Origin of the sequence: Corynebacterium sp. ACRPE (assembly GCF_022347435.1) — a bacterium.
In the GTDB taxonomy this organism is placed as follows: domain Bacteria; phylum Actinomycetota; class Actinomycetes; order Mycobacteriales; family Mycobacteriaceae; genus Corynebacterium; species Corynebacterium tuberculostearicum_D.
This window is the reverse complement of record NZ_JAKRNA010000002.1, coordinates 171,426-192,424: the sequence shown is the minus strand read 5'-3', so window position 1 is coordinate 192,424 and position 20,999 is coordinate 171,426. Positions and strand designations below refer to the sequence as shown.

General features: G+C 57.7%; 17 protein-coding genes. 11 read left to right on the top strand and 6 right to left on the bottom strand.

The annotated features are described in order from the left end of the window. Nucleotides 1-97: 97 nt before the first annotated feature. On the top strand, nt 98-907 hold the full coding sequence (locus tag MHY13_RS02200) for a site-specific DNA-methyltransferase (RefSeq protein ID WP_239280409.1): 810 nt from the start codon (nt 98-100) through the stop codon (nt 905-907). Further along, the gene (locus tag MHY13_RS02195) at nt 904-3,678 is read left to right on the top strand and encodes an N-6 DNA methylase (RefSeq protein WP_239280407.1); all 2,775 of its coding nucleotides are present in this window, start codon (nt 904-906) and stop codon (nt 3,676-3,678) included. Before MHY13_RS02200 ends, MHY13_RS02195 begins: the two co-directional genes overlap by 4 nt. Nucleotides 3,679-3,913: 235 nt before the next feature. On the opposite strand, the gene MHY13_RS02190 is transcribed toward MHY13_RS02195, so the two are convergent. The 3 genes from MHY13_RS02190 to MHY13_RS02180 all read right to left on the bottom strand — a co-directional run bounded on the left by MHY13_RS02190 (nt 3,914) and on the right by MHY13_RS02180 (nt 6,661). Next, the gene (locus MHY13_RS02190; protein WP_239280405.1) at nt 3,914-4,855 is read right to left on the bottom strand and encodes a nucleoside hydrolase; all 942 of its coding nucleotides are present in this window, start codon (nt 4,853-4,855) and stop codon (nt 3,914-3,916) included. Between the two features lie 9 nt (nt 4,856-4,864). After that, nucleotides 4,865-6,289: an MFS transporter gene (locus MHY13_RS02185; protein ID WP_239280403.1), complete on the bottom strand. Its 1,425-nt coding sequence runs from the start codon at nt 6,287-6,289 to the stop codon at nt 4,865-4,867. Nucleotides 6,290-6,430: 141 nt separating this feature from the next. Next, on the bottom strand, nt 6,431-6,661 hold the full coding sequence (locus MHY13_RS02180; RefSeq protein WP_239280401.1) for a hypothetical protein: 231 nt from the start codon (nt 6,659-6,661) through the stop codon (nt 6,431-6,433). A gap of 440 nt (nt 6,662-7,101) precedes the next feature. Here MHY13_RS02180 and MHY13_RS02175 point away from each other — a divergent pair, with 440 nt between their 5' ends. The 3 genes from MHY13_RS02175 (at nt 7,102) to MHY13_RS02165 (ending at nt 10,906) form a co-directional block, all read left to right on the top strand. Continuing rightward, the gene (locus MHY13_RS02175) at nt 7,102-8,652 is read left to right on the top strand and encodes an alkaline phosphatase (RefSeq protein WP_239280400.1); all 1,551 of its coding nucleotides are present in this window, start codon (nt 7,102-7,104) and stop codon (nt 8,650-8,652) included. 21 nt (nt 8,653-8,673) lie between these two features. Next, a complete protein-coding gene (locus tag MHY13_RS02170; protein ID WP_239280398.1) occupies nt 8,674-9,576 on the top strand; it encodes a polysaccharide lyase family protein in 903 nt (300 codons plus the stop codon). 136 nt (nt 9,577-9,712) lie between these two features. Next, nucleotides 9,713-10,906: an amidase gene (locus tag MHY13_RS02165; protein WP_239280396.1), complete on the top strand. Its 1,194-nt coding sequence runs from the start codon at nt 9,713-9,715 to the stop codon at nt 10,904-10,906. On the opposite strand, the gene MHY13_RS02160 is transcribed toward MHY13_RS02165, so the two are convergent. After that, on the bottom strand, nt 10,903-11,412 hold the full coding sequence (locus tag MHY13_RS02160) for a 2'-5' RNA ligase (protein WP_239280394.1): 510 nt from the start codon (nt 11,410-11,412) through the stop codon (nt 10,903-10,905). The genes MHY13_RS02165 and MHY13_RS02160 overlap by 4 nt on opposite strands. Before the next feature lie 104 nt (nt 11,413-11,516). Here MHY13_RS02160 and MHY13_RS02155 point away from each other — a divergent pair, with 104 nt between their 5' ends. The 6 genes from MHY13_RS02155 (at nt 11,517) to MHY13_RS02130 (ending at nt 18,919) form a co-directional block, all read left to right on the top strand. After that, nucleotides 11,517-13,415: a fructose-specific PTS transporter subunit EIIC gene (locus tag MHY13_RS02155; RefSeq protein ID WP_239280392.1), complete on the top strand. Its 1,899-nt coding sequence runs from the start codon at nt 11,517-11,519 to the stop codon at nt 13,413-13,415. A gap of 264 nt (nt 13,416-13,679) precedes the next feature. Further along, nucleotides 13,680-13,913: a CAP domain-containing protein gene (locus MHY13_RS02150; protein ID WP_239280475.1), complete on the top strand. Its 234-nt coding sequence runs from the start codon at nt 13,680-13,682 to the stop codon at nt 13,911-13,913. A 211-nt stretch (nt 13,914-14,124) separates the two neighbouring features. Then, entirely contained in the window at nt 14,125-14,886 is a 762-nt protein-coding gene (locus tag MHY13_RS02145; protein ID WP_239280390.1) for a LamB/YcsF family protein, read from the top strand. Beyond that, nucleotides 14,886-16,460 (top strand): 5-oxoprolinase/urea amidolyase family protein, encoded by a 1,575-nt coding sequence (locus MHY13_RS02140; protein ID WP_239280388.1) that lies wholly within the window; start codon nt 14,886-14,888, stop codon nt 16,458-16,460. The genes MHY13_RS02145 and MHY13_RS02140 overlap by 1 nt, the downstream gene beginning before the upstream one ends. After that, nucleotides 16,450-18,231: a biotin carboxylase N-terminal domain-containing protein gene (locus tag MHY13_RS02135; protein ID WP_239280386.1), complete on the top strand. Its 1,782-nt coding sequence runs from the start codon at nt 16,450-16,452 to the stop codon at nt 18,229-18,231. Before MHY13_RS02140 ends, MHY13_RS02135 begins: the two co-directional genes overlap by 11 nt. A 67-nt stretch (nt 18,232-18,298) precedes the next feature. After that, entirely contained in the window at nt 18,299-18,919 is a 621-nt protein-coding gene (locus MHY13_RS02130) for a GntR family transcriptional regulator (protein WP_239280384.1), read from the top strand. Here MHY13_RS02130 and MHY13_RS02125 read toward each other — a convergent pair. After that, the gene (locus tag MHY13_RS02125) at nt 18,916-19,686 is read right to left on the bottom strand and encodes a putative hydro-lyase (RefSeq protein WP_239280382.1); all 771 of its coding nucleotides are present in this window, start codon (nt 19,684-19,686) and stop codon (nt 18,916-18,918) included. The genes MHY13_RS02130 and MHY13_RS02125 overlap by 4 nt on opposite strands. Further along, entirely contained in the window at nt 19,686-20,849 is a 1,164-nt protein-coding gene (locus tag MHY13_RS02120) for an NRAMP family divalent metal transporter (protein ID WP_239280473.1), read from the bottom strand. The genes MHY13_RS02125 and MHY13_RS02120 overlap by 1 nt, the downstream gene beginning before the upstream one ends. Nucleotides 20,850-20,999: the final 150 nt, after the last annotated feature.

Here is a 20,999-nt window from a genome sequence, read left to right as displayed (position 1 = left end):
TTTCGGATATCGGGCCTTCCGAAATTAACTTCATACATCCATCAATCTTGCACGTCATTCATTTCAATAGACTTGCATACACTAGACTGTATAAACTATGCCAGCTAGAACACTTCTTCCAAAAAAGGACTTTCTGCTCGAGGGGGACTGCTTAGCCCTTATGCAAGAGTTACCCGATCATTCAGTAGATATGGTTCTATGCGATTTGCCGTATGGCACTACCCAAAACAAGTGGGATAGCGTCATCGATCTAAAACAACTATGGACACAATACCACCGAGTCGTACGGCCTGAGGGAGCGATCGTCCTGACCTCACAGGGCGTGTTTACGGCCAAGCTAATTCTCTCTAATGAAAAGAACTTCAAATACAAAATTGTATGGGAAAAGTCCAAATCCACAAACTTTCTGAACGCCAAGCGCCAGCCACTCCGAAAGCACGAAGATATCTGCGTATTTTACAGGAAGCAGCCAACCTATAACCCACAGATGGGCGCTGGAACTCCATACAACAAGGGGGTTCGCAAGAATCAGCTTTCTGGCGCCTATGGTGATTTTAATCCCATCGAAGTTAAGAGCGAAGGGACCCGCTATCCGACCGATATGGTCTACTTTAAAACAGCAGAATCAGAAGGAAAGGTTTTCCACCCAGCGCAGAAGCCTGTCGCATTGGGTAGATACCTGATTAGGACATATTCAAACGAGGGCGACGTTGTTTTGGATAATACCTCTGGCAGCGGCTCTTTTCTTGTTGCAGCCGGGTTGGAAAAGCGCCATTTCATAGGCATTGAAAAAAATAACAACGCTGAACTCTTCCGAAAAAATAAAATTGATTTAATCACAGCTACCACTGAACGTCTTCATGAGCTTGGATTAGATCAAAACTTAGTAGTGAAACGAGGCCTATGATGTTTGACGAACTTTCTTACACTGAACGTTCTTGGGGGATTGACCTAATCTCTGAAATAAACCACTTCTGTCGAAATCGTCCGGGTTCCCCGATCTGGGGCGCCGCCGGAGAAGAAGGGCTGAAGGGAAGACCAGGCGAAACCACCTTGTTTCCTGATGTCCTTATAAAAAGCCAAAATCATCAGGTGATAATGGGCTGGGAATTGAAGTTCCCAGACACACCTGTAGACGACGAGGAGACTATTAAGAATGCCATTCAGAAATGTGAAAGGCTAAGTACTAATTCTTTCCTAATCTGGAATGTAAATGACGCCGTACTTTACCAACGCATCGATGACAATTGGGAGATAACGTACTCTGCCCACCTCCCACTGAAAGTCAAGAGGTCAGAGGTTCGTAGCTCACGAGCTCAATGGTCGGATCTGCTACGTCAAATTTTGTCAGCAGTTTCCGATCTAGTCAGCCGCCGAAAGATCCGTGCAGTAGAAGCGTCGCTAACCGTGAAAAAATCGGTCTACCGAGAAATATTACAATTCGGAACTCAACCCCAGGTTCAGCTCCTTAAAAAGCACGCGGAAAATGATAGGTTTTTCTGGGCACATGTCAACAACTGGGCGACTGAAGCCACACAGCCAGAAAGCAAAGGTAGAAATTCTAAAGACCACATCCTGACACTTCTGGCCCAAAACCAGATAGTGAACTGGATAAATAAAATTGTTTTTAGCCACCATCTAAAGCAAATCTCCGAAGATGCTTTTTTGGTAGATGAATTGAATGCTGGTTCAACTGTCGAGGACTACCTTTCTACCTTCGAGAAAATATCGTCAGGCTCCGATTTCAAATCTATTTTCACGCCAATCCTTGGCCAAGAGCTTGTTTCACAAGATCTTTTTTCCCTGCTTCAACAGCTTCAAGCTTGGATGAAAGGCGTAACCGCTGAGGCCGGCGGCTCATTCAGCTTCGAAGAGAGTCTAGCCTCTGGCCTGGAGAGCCTTCAAGGAAAATCAAGGGGCCAATTCGCGACTCCCCCACTTCTTGCTCGGCTACTTGTAGGCCTCACTGTGCGATACCCTAGCAAAGATGCCATCGACCCCTGCGCGGGTACGGGCACCATTGCTAAGGAACTTTTCAATCTGAAGTTAGAAAACGGCATCACTGCCAAGGACGCTACTAACACCACATGGGCTTCTGATAAATTCTCAGTTCCCCTAGGCTTCGCTGGAATCTCATTGGCCAACCCTTCAGCCTTAGGCGAAGTCCAGCAAGTTTTCCGTGCAGACGTTGCAGATTTGATGCCGTCAAAATCGTTCAAATTCATCGATCCGGTGAGCGGCCATACAGTCGAAAAAGAATTACCCCAGTTTGAGGCTATCGTTTCCAACCTACCTTTCGTACAGTTTGAAAATATAAGTGAAACTCAGGACCAGGAAAAGATGGCTAGCTTCTCGCGCCTAAACCAAGTTTCACTGCCAAAAGCCGATCTTTACTCGTACATTGTTCTAGGGCTCAAATCACTAATCACCGAAAATGGCAGAATCGGTGTTATTACATCTAATTCGTGGTTGGGCACTGGCTGGGGAAAGAAGTTTAGGACCTATCTTCTCGAGGAATACGACATAAAGGCAATCCTTTTCTCGGCGAACGGCCGGTGGTTCAAGAACGCGAGTGTAGTTACAACTATCCTCATTTTAGAGAAGGCAACTGGCACAGGAGGGAATACAATAATCGGGGCTACCGACGAGCCCATAGACGATTGGACCACGACAAGAGTTGACAATATAGCCAACCACCTCTTGATTGCAGAAGACCAAGATGCCCGAAGCTGCGAAGGCATTACTTATTCTATAGTTAACAAGAATTGGTTGACTCAGATGTCCGACCTCGGAATTTCGTGGACATCTGGAATCATAAACCCAGAGATCGTCCCAGCAATAAAGAAAGTTACGACGCCAGCTAACGAATACTTCAAATTTGGACGCGGTAATCGTTCAGGCTGGGATAAAATGTTTTTTATCCCAAAAGAGAGGCTCGACTCAACAGGCATCGAAGACGACTACCTTGTTCCTTTACTCCATGCCCCAAGGAAAGCTCTAAAAGACGCCCCCCTCTCCAATTTACCGACGAACATATACCTTTTTAATTGCCATTTGTCTTTTGACGAGCTTGAAGAAAAGAACCACTATGGAGCACTCGACTGGATTAAAAAATACCAGCATGCAACTAATAATGTAGGCAAGCCTCTACCTGAAAGTCTGCAGGCACATAAACCTTACTGGTACAGCCCAGGAAAACTACCTTGGGGCGAGTTCATGATGCAGCTCAATGTAGATGCCACTTTTGGGGTCTACCGACCGAGTGAAAAGGCTATACCAGCTAGCCAGCGTTTCATTGTCTTGACTCCTACTCAAGATATAGACAAAGAATTAATGCATGCACTCTTAAACTCAGTGATTACACTGCTTTGGCAGGAGTTGACCAGCACGTCGAGGGGCGAGGGTGCCCTCAACCGAGATATGACGACTCTAAGCAAGACGCTTCGGATTCCCAATCCTCGACTGTTCACGGAAAAAGATAAAATGAATATAATTGAAAAGTTTGCCCCATTGGCAAAACGCCCACCGTTACCTATAGAGCAAGAGCTAAAGGAGAAAGATCGAATCGACTTTGATACGGAAATGCTGAGCGCGCTTGGCATAGGTCGGCTCCAAAAGGATATCTATTCGCTTTTACCCCAATTGGTCAGGGCTCGAAAATCTTCAAGGAGTTCCTAACCCCCTGCAGCTTCCTATCGTTCAGCACCGTCACCACCCCAATGCAGACTCCGACCGCCGTTAAGGAAGATCTAGAGCTACTTTTCTATCGTTCTGGTAGGAACGAGCAGTATTAGAGAACCTCAAGTGTAATCGAGAAGGAGCCAGCCCCTTCCGAATATTTGTGTGTGGGTTTCCGCATTTGGAAGCAAGCATCCTTTACTACCAGACGCACCGCAAGGGATACGGGAGTGACCTAGCCGAGATTTTTGAGGGCGTCGGTGACAAGACGCCAGAAGCCGGCGTGGTCGAGGGTGGTGGCAACTTGGGTGTGGCAGGAGGCGTCGGCAGGCTCGCGCAGATCGGTGACAGTCATGCCGGTGGTCAGTGCGCCGGCGAGCTCAACGTGGACGGGGGCCTTGCGGGTCTGGACGATGTCCGGATCGATGAGGTAGGCGATGGTGCACGGGTCATGGACCGGTGGGTTATCAAATCCCTGGTTGGCCTGGTAGGCCTTGCGGAAGAAACCGAAGAGACCGACGACGAACTCGGAGACAGGAGTATTTAGCGCTTTGATCTCGGCTTCGACCTCCGGGGTGGCAAGCGCCTGGTGAGTGAGATCGAGGCCCACCATGGTGACGGGCCAGGGCTCTTCGAAGACGATGTGGGCGGCCTCGGGATCGATCTTGATATTGAATTCGGCAACCGGGGACCAATTGCCCTCGTGGTAACCGCCGCCCATGAGGACGACTTCCTTGACGCGCTCGACGATGCGCGGCTCCTTGCGCGCGGCCATCGCGATATTGGTAAGCGGGCCGGTGGGAACCAGGGTGATGGTGCCGGGCTCATGGGACATGACGGTGTCGATGATGAAGTCGATAGCGTGGACGTCGGCAAGCGCGGTGCTTGGCTCCGGAAGTTGGAAGCCCTCGACGTCCATGCCGGTGAAGCCGTGGATGGCCTCGGCGACCTCGACCGGGCGCACGAGCGGGCGATCGCAGCCGGCATAAACCGGAACATCAGGATGCCCAGCGATTTCCTGGACCACCAGGGCGTTGTGAGAGACCTTATCCAAGGTCTGGTTGCCGCCGACGGTGGTAATGCCCAGTAAGTCAATGGTGGGGCTGCCCAGAGCTAGGAGCAGGGCCACCGCATCATCGTGGCCGGGGTCGCAGTCCAAAATGATTTTTCGCGTCATGCCACGAGCCTACTTTCGGGCGTTGACGGCCGCCACGGTGTCATCGATGGACTCCGGGCGAGGAATGAGGAAGGACAGGGCAAGGGCCGCAAGCAAGATGATGACGCCGGCGATCATGCCCGCGCGGTAACCGTGCTCGAAGGAACCAGACACCGCAAAGAGCACGGCAAAGGACAGTCCCGCGCCTAGGTTGAAGGCGCCGGCGTTCATACCGGGCAGGTAGCCCTGGTTATCGGCCGGCGAAAGCACGATCCCTAAGCCATTAAGCATGATATTGGCAATGCCGGCGTAGGTTACGCCCAAGAAAATGGAAACGAAGAGCAAGGTCCATGCGTTCGGGGCGCCGACCACGAAGATAGAAATAATCAGGCCGACGACGGTGCCGATGAGGCCGGTTTGCAGGACGTACTTATAGCCCAGCTTGGAGGCCATCCAACCGGCAATCGGGCCGAAGACCAGGCCGGCGAGGGCGTACGGGGTAAGCGTGACCCAAGAAATGGTGCTGGCCGAAATGCCGGCACCGGCGTCTGCGTCTTGGCCGAGGTTCGGAATGAGGCCATTCATTACGGCAAAGACGCCGGTCATGGTGAGCAGCGTGGTAGAAAGCAGTGCCCACGTGCGGCGCTGCTTGAGGTAAGCCACCGGCACGAGCGGGTCGGCGACCTTCTTCTCCACATTCCAGAAGGCCCAGAAGCCGGCGGCACCGATGAGAAGAAGGATAATGACGAGGAACCAATTGGCCTGGGCAAGCTTGCCGGCCTCGTTGAATGCGGTGAGAACGCAACCCAGCGCCACGGCCAGGGGCAGCACGCCCGCCCAGTCCATGCGCGGGGTTTCGGTGGCTGTGGATTCCTTGGTAAATACCTGGACTGCTACTACCGCGATGACGCATAGTACTGCCATGGTCCAAAAGACCGAGCGGTAGCCAAAGTTGCCTGCCAGCCAACCGCCAGCCAGAGCATCCACGCCAGCAATGCCACCGTTTACCGAGGTCACAATGCCCAGCAGCAGTGCATACTGCTTCTCATTGAGCACCTGCTGGCGCAGCATGATGAGGCAGAGCGGGACGGTCGGCCCTGCCACGCCCTGGATGATGCGGCCGATAAGCAGCACGGCGACATTCGGTGCGATGGCCGAAGCCACGCAGCCCAGCGCAGCAACCGCCATCATGCCGACAAGGACCTTCCTGCGGCCGATAAGGTCGCCCCAGCGCGGTAGGAAGAGCGAGAACAATGCCGCAGCCGTAAAGAAGGCCGTCTGGGTTAGGCCGATCTGTGCGGTGGTGGCGCCCAGCTCATCCTCCATCGTCGCCAAGGCAGGCGAGAGCATCGACGCATTGAGCTGGAAGGCAAACACTGCCGTAAGCAGTGCAAACATCAATGGAATATAGGAGCTGGGCTGGAGCTTTGGCGGCTCGGAGGTGGTGGAAGTCATGGCTTCAAATGTAGTTGATGAATCCGGCGCTCCATAGTGGGGAGCATGCCTCAACTTCCTTGGTGTTGCGCAGGACACCCTACTTAGCGCCACCAGCTATTTTCTCATTGTCTACTATCCATAGATTATGAAGATTCTCTCCTACATAGTCGCTGTCGCAACGTTGATGCTTTCTTTGGCCTCTTGTTCCTCTCCGGAGTCACAGACGGAAGAAACGACGACGCCTAGCACCTCCAGCACGGCCGATAATTCAACTATCAGCTCTAGTTCCACAAGCTCTGCGCCGGAAACGTCTTCTTCGGAGCCACAACCGACAGTGGAAGCTGAGCCTTCGCCTACCGACGCTCCCCTAACGAACACTGCCGAATCCACAGCAGAACCCACCCTTACCGAGTGTGTCTATGGCGGTGGTAGCTGGACCACCAACGGCTTGTACAGCGATGGAACTATCCGCTGGGCTCAAGAATGTCAGAACCTCCACGACGAGCAGATGGCAAAGTACCCCTACCGGTGCCCGCAAACGGATCATTACGTCTCCAATCCATCTCAGTGTTCCTCACCCATGGGCAGCGGGACCGGTGATTCTGATTATGATCCCAGCATCCCTGCGTACATGACTCGATCTGCTGAGGTCGAGCAGATGCGGGCTGAAAACCAGAAGTGGTGGTTTGACTGTCAGGCTGAGCATTCGGCTGAATACTGCCGCGAGAATGATCCTTGGAATCCGTAGATTTCATGCTGATTTAACCGGCGATTCACTGCGGCTATTTAGGCTGGAAAAGTTCCTTATAGACCTTTTAACGGAGCTTTGTATGTCTGATTCAAATAGTCGTCCTTCTTTTAATCGTCGTAATTTCCTGCAGATTGCTGGTATTTCGGCCGCGGCGGTGGCTGCGGGAATTAATGCGCCTGCGCAGGCGGGTGCGCAGTCGAGTCTGAGTTCATGGGGATCGTCGCAAGGTGGTGAACTGCCGCAGGACTCGGAGCTTTTTGGCTTGGGCGTAGCAGCGGGCACGCCGCGGCACGATTCGATGATCTTGTGGACGCGCCTGGCCCCTGAACCGCTGGCCGAGGATGGCCACGGTGGAATGACCGGCGGCGATGTTCGCGTGGGTTGGGAAGTTGCGAAGGATGAGGGGTTTGGGGACGTCGTCAAGCAAGGCGAAGCACTAGCCCAACGCGAGCTGGCGCACTCGGTGCACCCGCAGGTGACTGGGCTGGAGCCCGCCACTGAATACTTTTACCGCTTCCGCGTGCATGGCAAGGTGAGCCCAGTAGGTCGGTTTAAGACTCTGCCCGCGCCCGACGCAAAGGTGGATAATTTCACCTTCACCGTAGCTTCCTGCCAGGCGTGGTACCACGGCTATTTCACCCCGTGGAAGCACATTGCGCAGGAACCGGACCTGGATATGACGATTTTCGTGGGTGATTACATCTACGAATACGGCATTGTGGAAGGCGATAATCTCTGGCGCCAAGGCGCAAGTGTGCCCGATGTTTTCAAGTCAAAGGTGGAAACTCTGGAGCAGTATCGCCTGCGCTACTCGCTCTTCAAATCCGATGAGCACCTGCAGGCTGCTCACGCACGCGCCGCAATGGCGATTGTGTGGGATGACCACGAAGTAGAAAATAACTACGCCGGTAATTGGTCCGAGATTGGCACCAAGGCCGAGCACTTCCTTTACCAGCGCGCGGCTGCTTACCGGGCCTTCTACGAGAATCTGCCGGTTGCCCCGCCCGCGCTTCCCGATGGCCCCAATAACCGCATCTACGATTCTTTCGACGTGGGCACGCTATTGCGTTTCAATCTGGTCGATACCCGCCAATACCGCGAGGAATCCGCAGAGGATGCCAGCATCTTGGGCGCGGAGCAGGAGCAGTGGCTTAACGATAAGCTCGCCACTTCCCCGGCACAGTGGAACGTGGTGGTCAATAGCGTGGTCGTCGTTCCGATCGCCGATAGCACCGACCAGTGGGATGGATTCCCAGCAGCCCGCCGTCGCCTTATCGAGTCCTTATCCAAGGTCAGCGATCCCGTTGTCTTCACCGGCGATATTCACCAACACTGCGCTGCCGAAATCCAATCCGAATCCGGCAAGCCCGTCGGCGTGGAATTGGTCGCTACCTCCATTGCTTCCGATGGCGATGGCTTCGCTGGTTCCAAGAGCACCGAGTGGCTGGAAAAGCCATATGTGAAGGCCATGGATAAGCGCCGTGGCTACATCAAGGTGCGCGCCACCCGCGAGCACCTCGATTCCGAATTCGTTGTCGTGCCTTGGATCGAGCGTGATGATACTGCCCCACGTGAGACTGCTTTCTCCTTCCGCACCAATGCCGGCGAGCACACGCTGCGCTCCCTCTAAACCCCGAAAGGACAATTCATCATGGGACTTTTTAGCTCGCTTTCCTCTTCTTCTCGCCACGGTTCTTCCCACAAGAACTCTTCTGACCAGGATTCCTCTACCCCAGCTCCTAGTGCGGTTGCTGCTCCTCCGGCCGTAACCGGCATTCAGGCAGAGCCGCAGCTCATGGAAAACTACGTCACCTGGGAGCCTGCCTCCTGGGACGTCGTTTTGGATCACTACCGCGTCATCGGCACTGATCCCAATGGTGTAGACGTGCTGCTGGGCAAAACCATCTTCCCCTTCTTCCGCCACTCGCGACGCGATGTTGCCGGTGAAAAATGGTCTTATTATGTCAAGGTGGTTGATGCTGCCGGTGCTGAGTCCTCTCCTTCTGGCAAGGCGACGTCTACCTCCCTGCCTTCGGCCACTGCTGGCACAGCGCTAGCTACGATTGGTTCCTTTGACCGAAAAGGCACAGAGTTTCAGTATTCTCCCAAGGACTATAAGAAGATCGTAACCGCGCACCCAGACCAGACAATCACCGTTGGACCGGATGCTAAGCCTGCCGACGTCCCCTATCTCCTCCCCGGCCCCGGCGATAAGTGGGCGGGAAGCAAGGCCTACACGCTGAAGTGGACGGTGAACTTGGATAAGCCCACTGGGAAGACAGCTCTGGCACTGTGGCTCATTGATACCACCAAGCTCGGCGGCATTCTCGACGTCACGATTAATGACTTTCATAAGCAAATAGAGCTCCCACAGGGCGCAACGCAAGGTTCGCGCCAAGGCGATGCCAGCGGGGACCCGACCCCGCTGCGCCCCGCAGCAATCGAGTTTGATCTCGCCGAAGATACCCTGAAGGACGGAGAGAACCAGCTGGTCTTCACCCTCCGCGAAGGAGGCTGGCTGGCGTGGGATGCGCTGGGGATTTTTGCTAAGTAACACCGCGCAGGCGGTGCTTTGCCTGAAAACAGGAAATTGTTCACCGATTCCTGATGTACGGTAGTAACATCCGCATATTCTATCTACCTCGCTAGCATCGCTAGTCTTCGATGCTGAAAGGACTTAGCTCCCAGTTATGCCTACTGTTTCTGATCGCCTGCACAGCGCCCAGCAGGATTTTAATGCGGTCATCGCCGTCATCCCGTTTGATGAGCAGGCGGTGAAGGAATCGCCCACGCTTAAGGGACAGCCGGTGGCGTTCAAGGACATCGTGGATGTTGCTGGGGTGTCGACTACCTGCGGCACCGAGGTGAATGTGGGATGCACTCTGGTCAAGGATGCGCCAGTGGTGCAGCGCTTGAGGGCGAAGGGTGCGCTGCCGGTGGCGAAGGCAAACCTGCAGGAGTTTTCCTATGGCATTTTGGGCGATGCCTCGGCTTATGGTCGCGTGATCAACCCGCGCGATCCGGAGGTGTGCGGCGGCGGATCGAGCTCAGGTTCGGCGGCGCTGGTGGCTTGCGGAGCGCTGCAGCTTACGGTGGGCTCCGATAGTGCCGGCTCGGTGCGCGTGCCGGCCGCATGCCAGGGTGTGCTGGGGTTCAAGCCCACCTTTGGGGTGATTCCGGTCGAAGGTGTCTTCCCCTTCGCCCCGAGCTTTGATTGCATTGGTTTCTTTGCCAGCTCGATTGACCTGATTGAGCAGGCTTTTATTGCCACTGCGGATGAGGAGCCGGCCGCGGCGCAGGACGTTTCTGCTGTTGATGTCACGGCCCTTAAGGCCAAGGGCGAGCGTTTCGCTGAACTGCTAGCGGCGCTGGAACGATCAGACTTTGAGCTCACCGAAGGTGCGGACTTGGAAGACACCATCGCCGCCACGGCCGAGCTCTACGAGCCGATGCGTTTGAAGGAGGTCTATGACGTCCACCGGCCGTTGCTAGATCAGCGCGATAGGTACCAGGACGTGATCCTGCAGCGCGTACTGGGCGGGGAAGAAATCAGCCAGGAAGACTACGACGCGGCCGCACGGGGCGTAGAGAAGCTGCGCGAAGACGCCCTTGCTATGCTTGCCGACGCCCCCATTATCCTCACCCCTACCCTCGATTCCGGCCCCCTCAAGTGGTCCGATATCACCCCGGATAATACCGCGGAATCGGCTGCGAGCCTGCGCCGGTGGACCGAGCCTTTCAATGTGCTCGGCTGGCCGGCCATTACCGTGCCGCTGCGCGGCGAAGAGGAAGAAGGCGTGGGTGATGCGGTACAGATCGTCGGCAAGCCGGGCGAGGACCTGACCGTTCTGCGCGTTGCCCGCACCCTGCAGGCCTTGCTCTAAGCCCCTGCTAGCAGAGTCTTTTCCTGCGTGCGAGGCCGCCAATAGGCAGCCTCAACGGCCGTAAGTTCCTTGAAGTGAGCTGAGGTGAGCTCGTCCATCGCTTGGATATAGCCGGGGACTTCTTCACGCGGCAGGCGCAAACCCATGGTCAGGTGCGGAGTCCAGCGCGGCCCGCGCCCGTCCGGGTTTGCGGCGCTGATTTTTCGCGCGGCAATCTCTAACTCGTCGGTAGTCTCCAGCAGCCAGGCCACCGTCTGTTTACGCTTGGTACCAAAAATGACGTTTCCTACCCGGCGAAAATCCGCGGGGATGACGGCCGGCAGCAGCTGGGCCGCCAAGTCCACCACTTCCGGCTGCATACGCGGCGAAAAGGTCACGGTGATGTGCGGACGTTGCTGCTGGACGGGAAAGCCGCGCTCTGCAAGGCCGGCAAAGATTTCGCACACCTGTTCCTCCTGCTTTTGCGGCAGGTAGAGCAAGATATTATCCGGCGATGCTTTACTCACAGGCGAGCGTTCCCTTTCTGTAGTGGAGTGCTTCCAGCGTACAGTCCAAGAAGTGGATCACTGCCTCTTGTGCCAGCGCAAACGTTTGCCGTTTAATGAGAGTCATGAGCACTTCAGAGTCATCGCCCCTCATCCTCGCCATCACGGCGTGTCCGACGGGCATCGCACATACCTACATGGCGGCCGAAAACCTCGAGGCCGCAGCCCAAGAATTGGGCTACCGTATCAAGATTGAAACTCACGGTTCCATCGGCGTAGAGGGAACTTTTAGCAAGCAAGATATCGAAGACGCTGATGCCATTGTCATCGGTGCCGATACTGTAATTTCCAAAGACCGCTTCCATGGGAAACGCCTCGAGGCCACCGGTGTTGACGAGGCCATCAAACACCCGAAGGAACTGCTCAGCAGATCCTTAAGCGCCACGCGCTGGGAAGGATCCGCAGACAGTCAGGAAGAAGAAGCGCCCCGTAAAAATAGTATTGGCCAGACCTTGTACAAAGCGCTGATGAACGGCGTCTCGCACATGATCCCGTTCGTGGTAACCGGTGGTCTGCTCATCGCGGCCGCCCTCTCTATCGGCGGCACGCCCACGCCTGAGGGCATGGCGATTCCAGAGGATAGCTTCTGGAACACGGTCAATGAACTCGGCGCCCTGGCGTTTTCGCTGATGGTCCCGGTGCTTTCTGGCTACATTGCGGTGGGCATCGCGGATCGCCCGGGCCTTGCCCCTGGCCTTATTACCGGACTCATCGCCACCACCGGCTCGCTTTACGGTTCTGAGGCAGGTGCCGGATTCTTGGGCGGCATTGTCACCGGTATTTTGTCCGGTTACGTGGCTCTTGCCATTAAAAAGATTCCGGTACACAAGTTCATCGCACCGATTTGGCCCATCATCGTCATCCCGATTTTCACCACGCTCATCGTAGGGCTCGTCTTCATCTTGCTCATTGGCGCACCGGTCTCGGCCGCGTTCGAGGCAATGACCAACCATCTCTCTGGAATGCAGGGCTCCTCCGTCATCGTGCTGGGCCTTATCCTAGGCGCCATGATCGCCTTCGATATGGGTGGTCCCTTTAATAAAACAGCCTTCCTCTTTGGCGGCGGCATGATCGCGGCCGGCAATGCGGGACCCATGGGCATGGCAGCATGCGCGATTGCCGTACCTCCCCTCGCCGTGGGCGTAGCTACGCTCCTGCGCCGCCGGTGGTTTACCAAGGCCGAAAATGATGCGGGCATCGCCGCATTGTTCATGGGATTTTTCGGCATCACCGAGGGCGCCATCCCGCTCGCGGCCGCACGCCCGCTACAGGTTATCCCTGCCAACGTTGCCGGTGGCGCCGTAGCTGGTGCGCTCGCCGGTCTATTTGGTGCACAAGACCACGTCATGCACGGCGGCCCGATCGTCGCGGTGCTCGGCGCGGTAGATAACGTCGTTGGCTTCTTTATCGCCATGCTTGCCGGCATCGCCGTCTGTGCTGGCCTTATTCTCCTGCTAGTGGGATTGACGCAGCGCAAGGATAAGCCGCTTGTTGCTGTCGATACGATTAGCCTCGATAAAAATCTGGGTTCTTCTAGCGAAGAGGTCATTCGCTCTATGGTGAAGCTCACCTCATCGCGTATGTCTGATGCGGAAGCGGTCGCCAGCGCCGCGTTGAAGCGCGAATCTACCCGTTCCACTGGTGTGGGTCACGGCGTGGCCATTCCGCACGCACGCTCAGCCGGCGTGAAAGTGCCCACCCTTGTCTTTGCCCGCCTACCCGAAGGTATTACATGGGGAGAAGGCGAGGAACCGACTAACCTTGCCTTCCTTATCGCTGTGCCTGATAATGCCGGCAAGCAACACCTCAAGCTGCTCTCCAAGCTGGCGCGCAGCATTATGAAGGAAGACTTCCGCGACCAGCTTTATGGCGCACAAACCCGCAAGGAAGCGGCCGAGATCATTTCTTCGGTCCTTTCTCCTGTCCCAGGCTCTCAAGGGACAGCGACGCCCGCAAAGGCGTAATACTTCGTTCAATGTGGCGCTCGGCGATTCATCGCCGGACGCTTTTCTTATCCCCTTCTAAAACCCGCTCACCGAGCACACAACGAGGCCGAGAGACAGCTACGAGGAAACACTCATAGAAGCAATGAACAGGGAGAGGTTAGGCAACCTAGTAAATCTCGCTAAGTTCCTCGGGCAACTTTAAAGGCGCGAACCTTCCGGCGCCGACGCCAAACCTTCCCGCGACGCCAGCTACAGCAGCAAAGCTCACCGCTCCAGTTCCCAATCGCGTGCAGAGCATCATCAACCACACCAACGCCTACCGCCAATATCCCGGCCGGCGACGAGAACGTACTGCAGGCATGGAGCGACTACTCCGATGCCCTTCTGGTCAAGCTTTGGTACGAATCCCCGGGTCACCGCAAGATCATGCTCGACCCACGCGCCAAGATCATCGGCATTGGTGTTGCCATAAACTCTGAGGGCAAGCTCTACGCTGTCCAAAACTACGGCCGCTAAAGATTTCACAAGCTAGAACCTTCGGGCCCTTGGGCTCTAGCAGACCATGCCGCCTCCTCCCGGACCTCGTACCCGGGGCGGGGCGGTTTCTCGTGCCTGGGTGGGGGTGCACACGCGGGTAAATGAAACGTAACCGTCTTCACAAATGGCAGTGGCGAGGGTTACACTTAATGACATTCGAATTGTTCAACAATCTTAAGGACGGTGTTGAATGTCCTCGCTCCATATCGATCTCAATGCGGATTTGGGAGAAACCACTGCGGGCAATCCGGTCGCAGATGACGCGGCGATGCTGGTAATGGTGTCCTCCGCAAACGTGGCCACCGGCTTCCATGCGGGCGACCCACACTCGATTGCCGGCACGCTCAAGGCGGCAGCAGAAGCAGGCGTGACCGTAGGCGCACACGTAGGTTATAACGACGCCGCAGGTTTCGGCCGCCGTTTTATCGATTACAACCCGGACGAGCTAGCAGACGAGGTGACCTACCAAATTGGCGCTCTCGACGCTTTGGCCCGCGCCAATGGCACCAAGGTCTCCTATGTAAAGCCGCACGGGGCGATGTATAACGCAATCGTGAAAGATGAGGCGCAGGCAGAAGCCGTCATCAAGGGCATTAAGGCCTTTGGAGACTTGCCGGTGATGTTGCTGCCAGGGGGTGTAGCGGTGGACGTCGCCAAGCGCAGCGGGCTTAACGTCATCCGTGAGGCCTTTGCGGACCGCAACTACAACCCCGATGGCACGCTGGTCTCGCGCAAGGAGGCCAATGCGGTGCTGGGCAGCGCCGATGAGGTGGTGCAGCGAGTACTTGAGGTGGCGCAGACCGGCTCGATTACGGCCGTGGATGGCACGAAGCTCGAGGTGGATGCGCAATCCGTATGCACCCACGGTGATTCGCCCGGCGCGGTGAAGCTGCTGCGCGGCGTGGTTGAGCGCCTGCGGGAAGAAGGCATCGAGATTCGGAGCTTTATCTAATGCATATCAATTTTGTGGGCACGCGTGCGTTGCTCATTGACCTGGATGGATTGAACCAGGTCATGGATTGGCACGCGGCGCTTTCTGCCAAGCCTTTGAAGAATCAGGTGGACTGCATCGCGGCCGCCACCACCCTGCTGCTGACGTTTGAAGCGCCGGATTCGGCGCGCGATGCGGCCGAATTCCTGCAGGACTTCTCCCCTGCCGCCGCGACGGCCGCGGAGGCCCGAACGGTAGAAATCGATGTGCTCTATGACGGCGAGGATGTGGACGAGGCCGCAGACCTGCTGGGGCTTTCGCGCGAGGCGCTCATTGACTGGCATACCTCTACCGAGTGGACCGCGGCATTCGGTGGCTTTGCCCCGGGCTTTACCTACTGTGCGCCGTCGGATCCCTCCCAGGCGCGTGCTGTGCCCCGCCGCTCCAGTCCCCGTACCGCGGTGCCGGCCGGTGCCGTAGGCATTGCGGGCGAATTTTCCGCGGTGTACCCGCGCGTTTCCCCGGGCGGCTGGCAGCTTTTGGGTACCACCAATACGCCGATGTGGGATTCCAATGCCAACCCGCCGGCACTGGTACAGCCGGGCGACCGCGTGCGCTATCGCAGCGTGGATAAGCTGCCGGAGCTTGTTGATCACTCTGCCCGCTCGAAGCGCGCCCCTGCCCGCTTGCCGCGCATGGAGGTTATCGATGCCGGCCTGCTCACCCTCTACCAGGACTTGGGACGCCCCGGTGTGGGCGATCTCGGCGTGACCCCCTCCGGTGCTGCCGACCGCGCCGCCGCCGCGACCGCCAACGTGGCCGTGGGCAACCCGCGCGGGGCAACAGTGCTGGAGAATATCGGCGGCATTAAGCTCCACGCGCTCACCGATACCGTCATTTGCGTCACCGGCGCGACCGCGCGTGTGCGCCTCGGCGAGATGCCGGTTCACCTTGCTCGCCCCGTGCTGGTCACGGCCGGGCAAACCGTCACGGTAGACCCTGCGACGGTAGGCATGCGCAATTACGTTGCCATCCGCGGCGGCATCATCGCCGAATCCGAGCTCGGCTCGGCGGCCACCGACGTCCTTTCTGGCCTTGGCCCGGACCCGGTCACCACCGGCGATGTCATCGGCGTGCTGCCGCGCTCTACCGGCATGACCGACGCCCAGCTGGTTAACCCACTGCGCGTGCGTGAAAGCTCCGATGGCAAAACCCGCGCCACCTTGCGCTGCGTGCTCGGACCGCGCGATGACTGGTTTGGCGATAATGTTTCCGCCTTCCTGGATACCGAGTGGACCGTCACCTCGGATTCCAACCGCGTGGGCCTGCGCCTCGATGGCGAAGAACCAATTGAACGCGTTAAAGACGGCGAGCTCCCCTCCGAGGGCATGGTCGCCGGCTCCATCCAAATCCCACCCAATGGCAAGCCCGTGGTCTTCCTCCGTGATCATGCCGTGACCGGCGGTTACCCGGTCATCGCCACCGTATTGGAAGAAGACATTGATATCGCCGCGCAGCTGCCACCCGGCGCACACGTGAATTTTGAACTCGTAGCACCCCAAGCCTTGAACACTGGAGAACAGAATGCAGATTAAGACCGTCCTCATTGCTAACCGCGGCGAGATTGCCGTGCGTATCGCCCGCGTCGCCCGCGACCTGGGCATTAAGTCCATCGCCATTTACTCCGAAGCGGATGCTGGTGCCCTGCATACCCAGGTAGCGGATGAAGCCTATGCGCTGCCGGGCAATACTGCGGCCGATACCTACATGAACGTGCCCGCGCTGCTCGATATCGCGGTGCGCGCCGGCGCCGATGCCATCCACCCGGGCTACGGCTTCTTGTCCGAGAACGCCGACTTTGCCCGCACAGTTACCGAGGCCGGCATGATCTGGATTGGCCCTTCCCCGGAGTCCATCGAGTTGCTCGGTGACAAGATTGCAGCGCGCCGCGTGGCCGAGGAGGTCGGCGCGCCGCTGGCACCGGGTACCTCCGATCCCATCGATGACTGGCAGGAGGCCCGCGCCTTTGCCGAAGAGCACGGCCTGCCCATTGCCATCAAGGCCGCTTATGGCGGCGGCGGACGCGGCTTGAAGGTCGTGGACAATATGGAAGAGATTGAGGGCGCGTTCAACTCCGCCGGGCGCGAGGCCATGGAGGCTTTCGGCCGCGCGGAGTGCTACGTGGAGAAGTTCCTCACCCACCCGCGCCACGTCGAGGCCCAGGTGCTGGCCGATACGCACGGCAATGTGCGCGTTCTCGGCACCCGCGATTGCTCCACCCAGCGTCGCTTCCAAAAGCTCATTGAGGAGGCCCCGGCGCCCGCGCTTTCCGACGCCCAACGCAACGGCATCATCGAAGGCGCCCGCTCCATTTGCTCCAAGGTGGGCTACACCGGCGCCGGCACCGTGGAATACATCGTTTCCGAGGACGGCACCATTTCCTTCCTCGAGGTCAATACCCGCGTCCAGGTCGAGCACCCAGTTACCGAGGTAGTCACCGGCACCGATATCATCGCCGAGCAATTCCGCATCGCGGCCGGCGAACCGCTGTCCTTTGATGAGGATCCGCAGTCCCAGGGTCACGCTTTTGAGTTCCGCATCAATGCCGAGGACATCCTCAATGGCTTCGCCCCGTGCCCCGGCACCATCGTCTCCTTTGAGCCGCCCACCGGCCCGGGCATCCGCGTGGATTCCGCGGTGCGCTCTGGCTCTATCATCCCGCCGTACTATGACTCCCTGATTGCCAAGCTGGTGGTGTGGGGCCCGACCCGCGAGATCGCCCTGGCCCGCGCCCGCTTTGCTCTGCGGGAGTTCACCGTCACCGGCGTGCGCACCGTGCTGCCGTTCCACCGCGACATGATGGATGAGCCTGCACTCATCGGCACCGCCGCCCCAGCAGACGATGCCGCTGCCGCCGGTGCCTCCGAGATCGGCGTATTTACTGACTGGGTGGATCACAACTACCGCCCGTCTGCCGCCAACCAGGTGGAAAAGGTCGAGGCCATCTACACCCAGCGCCGCACTGTGGCCGTAGAAATCGACGGCAAGCTGGTCAACGTCGGCGTGCCCGTGGACTTCCTCGCCGCGCCGGGCGCCGCCTCGGCCGGTGGTTCTGCCTCCACCGCGCCGTCTTCGGCCGGAGCGCAGTCCACCGATGACAACGCGGTTACTTCCCCGTTCGAGGCCAACCTCGTGGCCTGGAACGTTGCGGACGGCGATACCGTGGCCGAGGGCGATGCCATCGCCACCGTCGAGGCCATGAAGATGGAATCGGCCATCAAGGCTCCGCGCGGCGGTACCATCAAGCTCCTGGTCGCAGAAGGTGACCGTCTGGATTCCTCCAAGGTCATCGCGACCATCGATTAGCGCTCGCGCCATCGTTATGCACCTCATTTCAATGTGAGGTGCATAACTTTTTAGTACAGTTGTGGTCATGCTTTCCCAGTCTGTCGCCTCCGAGTTGCGCAAGGCCATCTCCTCCGGCGAGTTCCAGCCGGGCGAGCAGCTCAGCGAGGTCAAGGCAGCCGAACGCTTTAACTGCTCGCGCAATACCCTCCGCGAGTCTTTCACTAGGCTTGCCGCAGAGCGCATTGTCGAGCGCATCCCTAATCGCGGCGTCTTCCTCGCGACGCCGGATGCAGATTATATCCGTGACCTCTTTGCCGCTCGCGCGGCCATCGAGCCTGCCGCAGTGCGGTGGGGCACTTTTGCCGACGCCCCCTCGCTCGTCACCCTCACCTCCTCCGCCTTCGACTACGCGGCACGCGGCGAGCACCAAGAAGTCTCCGCTATCAACCAACGCTTCCACCGCACACTGGTGGCCGCGCTAGGCTCCCCTACCTTGAATGAGCAGATGGAAAACCTGCTCGCCCGCATGCGGCTCACCTTCTTGCTAGCAATCCCGCGCTACCCGCAGCTGCATGCGGACCACATTCAAGGAAATATCACCTTGGCCACGCTCATCGCGGATGGAAAACGCCTTGAGGCCGCCACGCTTGCGCATGACAGCCTCATGAATACCTGCGAGAAGATCCTCGCCGTGCTGGACGATTAAGGAATGAGAAAATCTTGATCGCGGGCGTTGGTCACGAGCATCTGGCCCGGTGCGTGCGTAATAGCTAAACGCGGCTTAGATTCCATCACGATGGCCTGCGGGGTCACACCACAGGCCCAAAAGACCGGCAAGCAGCCCTCTGGCACTTCGCCCGGATCGCCAAAGTCGGGGCGGGATAGATCCTCAATGCCAATGGCCGCCGGGTCACCCACATGGACCGGGGCGCCGTGAACCGATGGGTAACGGGAGGTAATCCGCACGGCATCGGAGACCTGCGCGGCCGGAATCGGACGCATGGAGACCACCATGGGGCCGGAAAAGACACCGGCCGGGGTGGTGGGAATCGTGGTTTTAAACATCGGCACGTTGCACTGCTGAGCAATGTGCGCGACCTCAATGCCGTTATCCTGCAGCGCAGTCTCAAAGGTAAAAGAGCAACCAATAAGGAAGCTGACCATGTCTGGGGTGTAGTACGAGGTGGCGTCGGCAAGCGTGGCTGTATGCTCGCCGTTTTCAAAGACACGGTAGGCCGGAATATCGGTGCGGATGTCCCCACCCGGCAGCAACTCGGAGGAGTACTGACCGGCTTCCAGCACGCCCACAATCGGGCATGGCTTGGGATTGCGCTGGGCAAAGAGCAAGAAGTCAAAGGCGTATTCCTGCGGCACGGCCAGCAGGTTAGCCTGCATGAAACCGCGGGCATGCCCGGCGGTGGTGGCCATGTCATGGGTCCGCGCATACTCGCGCACTTGCTCTGGGATCTGCATTATGCCCACAGCTCGGTGATGCCCGAGAAAGCCTTGAAGCCGATGAAGATGGTGAGTACCCATGCCAGGGCGCCGATAATCAGCAACCACTTAGGATACTTATAGCCCTGCAGGAGGTCGCGGCGGCGCCAGGCCACCCACATCACGAGGGCAAAGCCGATGGGCAAGATAAGGCCGTTGATGGCACCAGCGAAGATGAGCAGCTTCTGCGGAGCGGAGTTAATGGCTACGAAGACCACCGTGCACACCACAATGAAGACGATGGTGAGGATATTGCGGGTGCGCGTCGAGGTTTCCTGGGAGGTCACGAAGGACACCGAGGTATAGGCGGCACCGATAACGGAGGACAAGCCGGCAGCGAAGAGGACTACGCCGAAGGCACGCAGGCCGAACTCGCCGGCGGCATTGTAGAACGCATCGGCCGCGGTGTTGTCATCCGAGAGCGCCACCCCAGTAGCTACCACGCCGAGCACCGCCAGGAAGAGGAGCATGCGCATGATGCCGGTTACCACGATGCCGCTGACCGAGGTATAGGTAATGTTCTTGACGTTTTCCACGCCGGTGTGGCCAGAATCGATGAGTCGGTGCGCGCCGGCAAAAGTGATATAGCCGCCGACGGTGCCACCGATGATGGTGGTAATGACGAAGAAGTCAATCTCGCCCGGCGCGACGGTATTCTTCAGCGCTTCACCTACCGGTGGTTGGCTGACCACCGCGACGTAGAGCATGAGCAGGATCATGACCGCACCGAGCACGGCAACAAGGCGGTCAAGTGCCATGCCGGCTTTGCGGGAGAGGAAGATAAAGACGGCGATAGCTGCGGCGATGACGCCGCCGATGCGCGCATCGATGCCCAGCATCGCGTTGATACCGAGGCCCGAACCGGCGATATTGCCAATATTGAAGACCGCGCCGCCGATAAAGACGAATACGGCAAGAACCCAGCCCAAGCCAGGAAGTACTGTATTACCCAAGGTATTTGCGCGCATGCCGCTTACACACAGCACTCGCCACACATTGAGCTGGATGGCAATGTCAACGAGGATGGAAAGCATAATCGCAAACGCGAAAGAAGCCCCCATCTGCACAGTAAAAACCGAGGTCTGGGTCAAAAATCCCGGACCGATGGCGGAGGTGGCCATGAGGAACATGGCACCGGCCATGGCGCCGAGGCCTTTGGGCGGGGTCTTGTCCCCCGCCTGCGCCGGAGTGGCGTGTGATGTCTCAGCACTCACTAGATTTCACCTTTCGTGATGCAGGTCGCATTAGTTTGTGATGCGCATCATCTTAAAGGTTGCTATGCCTTTTGTTCA

Bases quoted from the DNA above. Each gene is read 5' to 3' on its own strand.
- MHY13_RS02200 (WP_239280409.1), top strand. From the start codon at position 98: ATGCCAGCTAGAACACTTCTTCCAAAAAAGGACTTTCTGCTCGAGGGG.
- MHY13_RS02195 (WP_239280407.1), top strand. From the start codon at position 904: ATGATGTTTGACGAACTTTCTTACACTGAACGTTCTTGGGGGATTGAC.
- MHY13_RS02190 (WP_239280405.1), bottom strand. From the start codon at position 4,855: ATGACGCGAAAAATCATTTTGGACTGCGACCCCGGCCACGATGATGCG.
- MHY13_RS02185 (WP_239280403.1), bottom strand. From the start codon at position 6,289: ATGACTTCCACCACCTCCGAGCCGCCAAAGCTCCAGCCCAGCTCCTAT.
- MHY13_RS02175 (WP_239280400.1), top strand. From the start codon at position 7,102: ATGTCTGATTCAAATAGTCGTCCTTCTTTTAATCGTCGTAATTTCCTG.
- MHY13_RS02170 (WP_239280398.1), top strand. From the start codon at position 8,674: ATGGGACTTTTTAGCTCGCTTTCCTCTTCTTCTCGCCACGGTTCTTCC.
- MHY13_RS02165 (WP_239280396.1), top strand. From the start codon at position 9,713: ATGCCTACTGTTTCTGATCGCCTGCACAGCGCCCAGCAGGATTTTAAT.
- MHY13_RS02155 (WP_239280392.1), top strand. From the start codon at position 11,517: ATGAGCACTTCAGAGTCATCGCCCCTCATCCTCGCCATCACGGCGTGT.
- MHY13_RS02145 (WP_239280390.1), top strand. From the start codon at position 14,125: ATGTCCTCGCTCCATATCGATCTCAATGCGGATTTGGGAGAAACCACT.
- MHY13_RS02140 (WP_239280388.1), top strand. From the start codon at position 14,886: ATGCATATCAATTTTGTGGGCACGCGTGCGTTGCTCATTGACCTGGAT.
- MHY13_RS02135 (WP_239280386.1), top strand. From the start codon at position 16,450: ATGCAGATTAAGACCGTCCTCATTGCTAACCGCGGCGAGATTGCCGTG.
- MHY13_RS02130 (WP_239280384.1), top strand. From the start codon at position 18,299: ATGCTTTCCCAGTCTGTCGCCTCCGAGTTGCGCAAGGCCATCTCCTCC.
- MHY13_RS02125 (WP_239280382.1), bottom strand. From the start codon at position 19,686: ATGCAGATCCCAGAGCAAGTGCGCGAGTATGCGCGGACCCATGACATG.
- MHY13_RS02120 (WP_239280473.1), bottom strand. From the start codon at position 20,849: ATGGCCGGTGCCATGTTCCTCATGGCCACCTCCGCCATCGGTCCGGGA.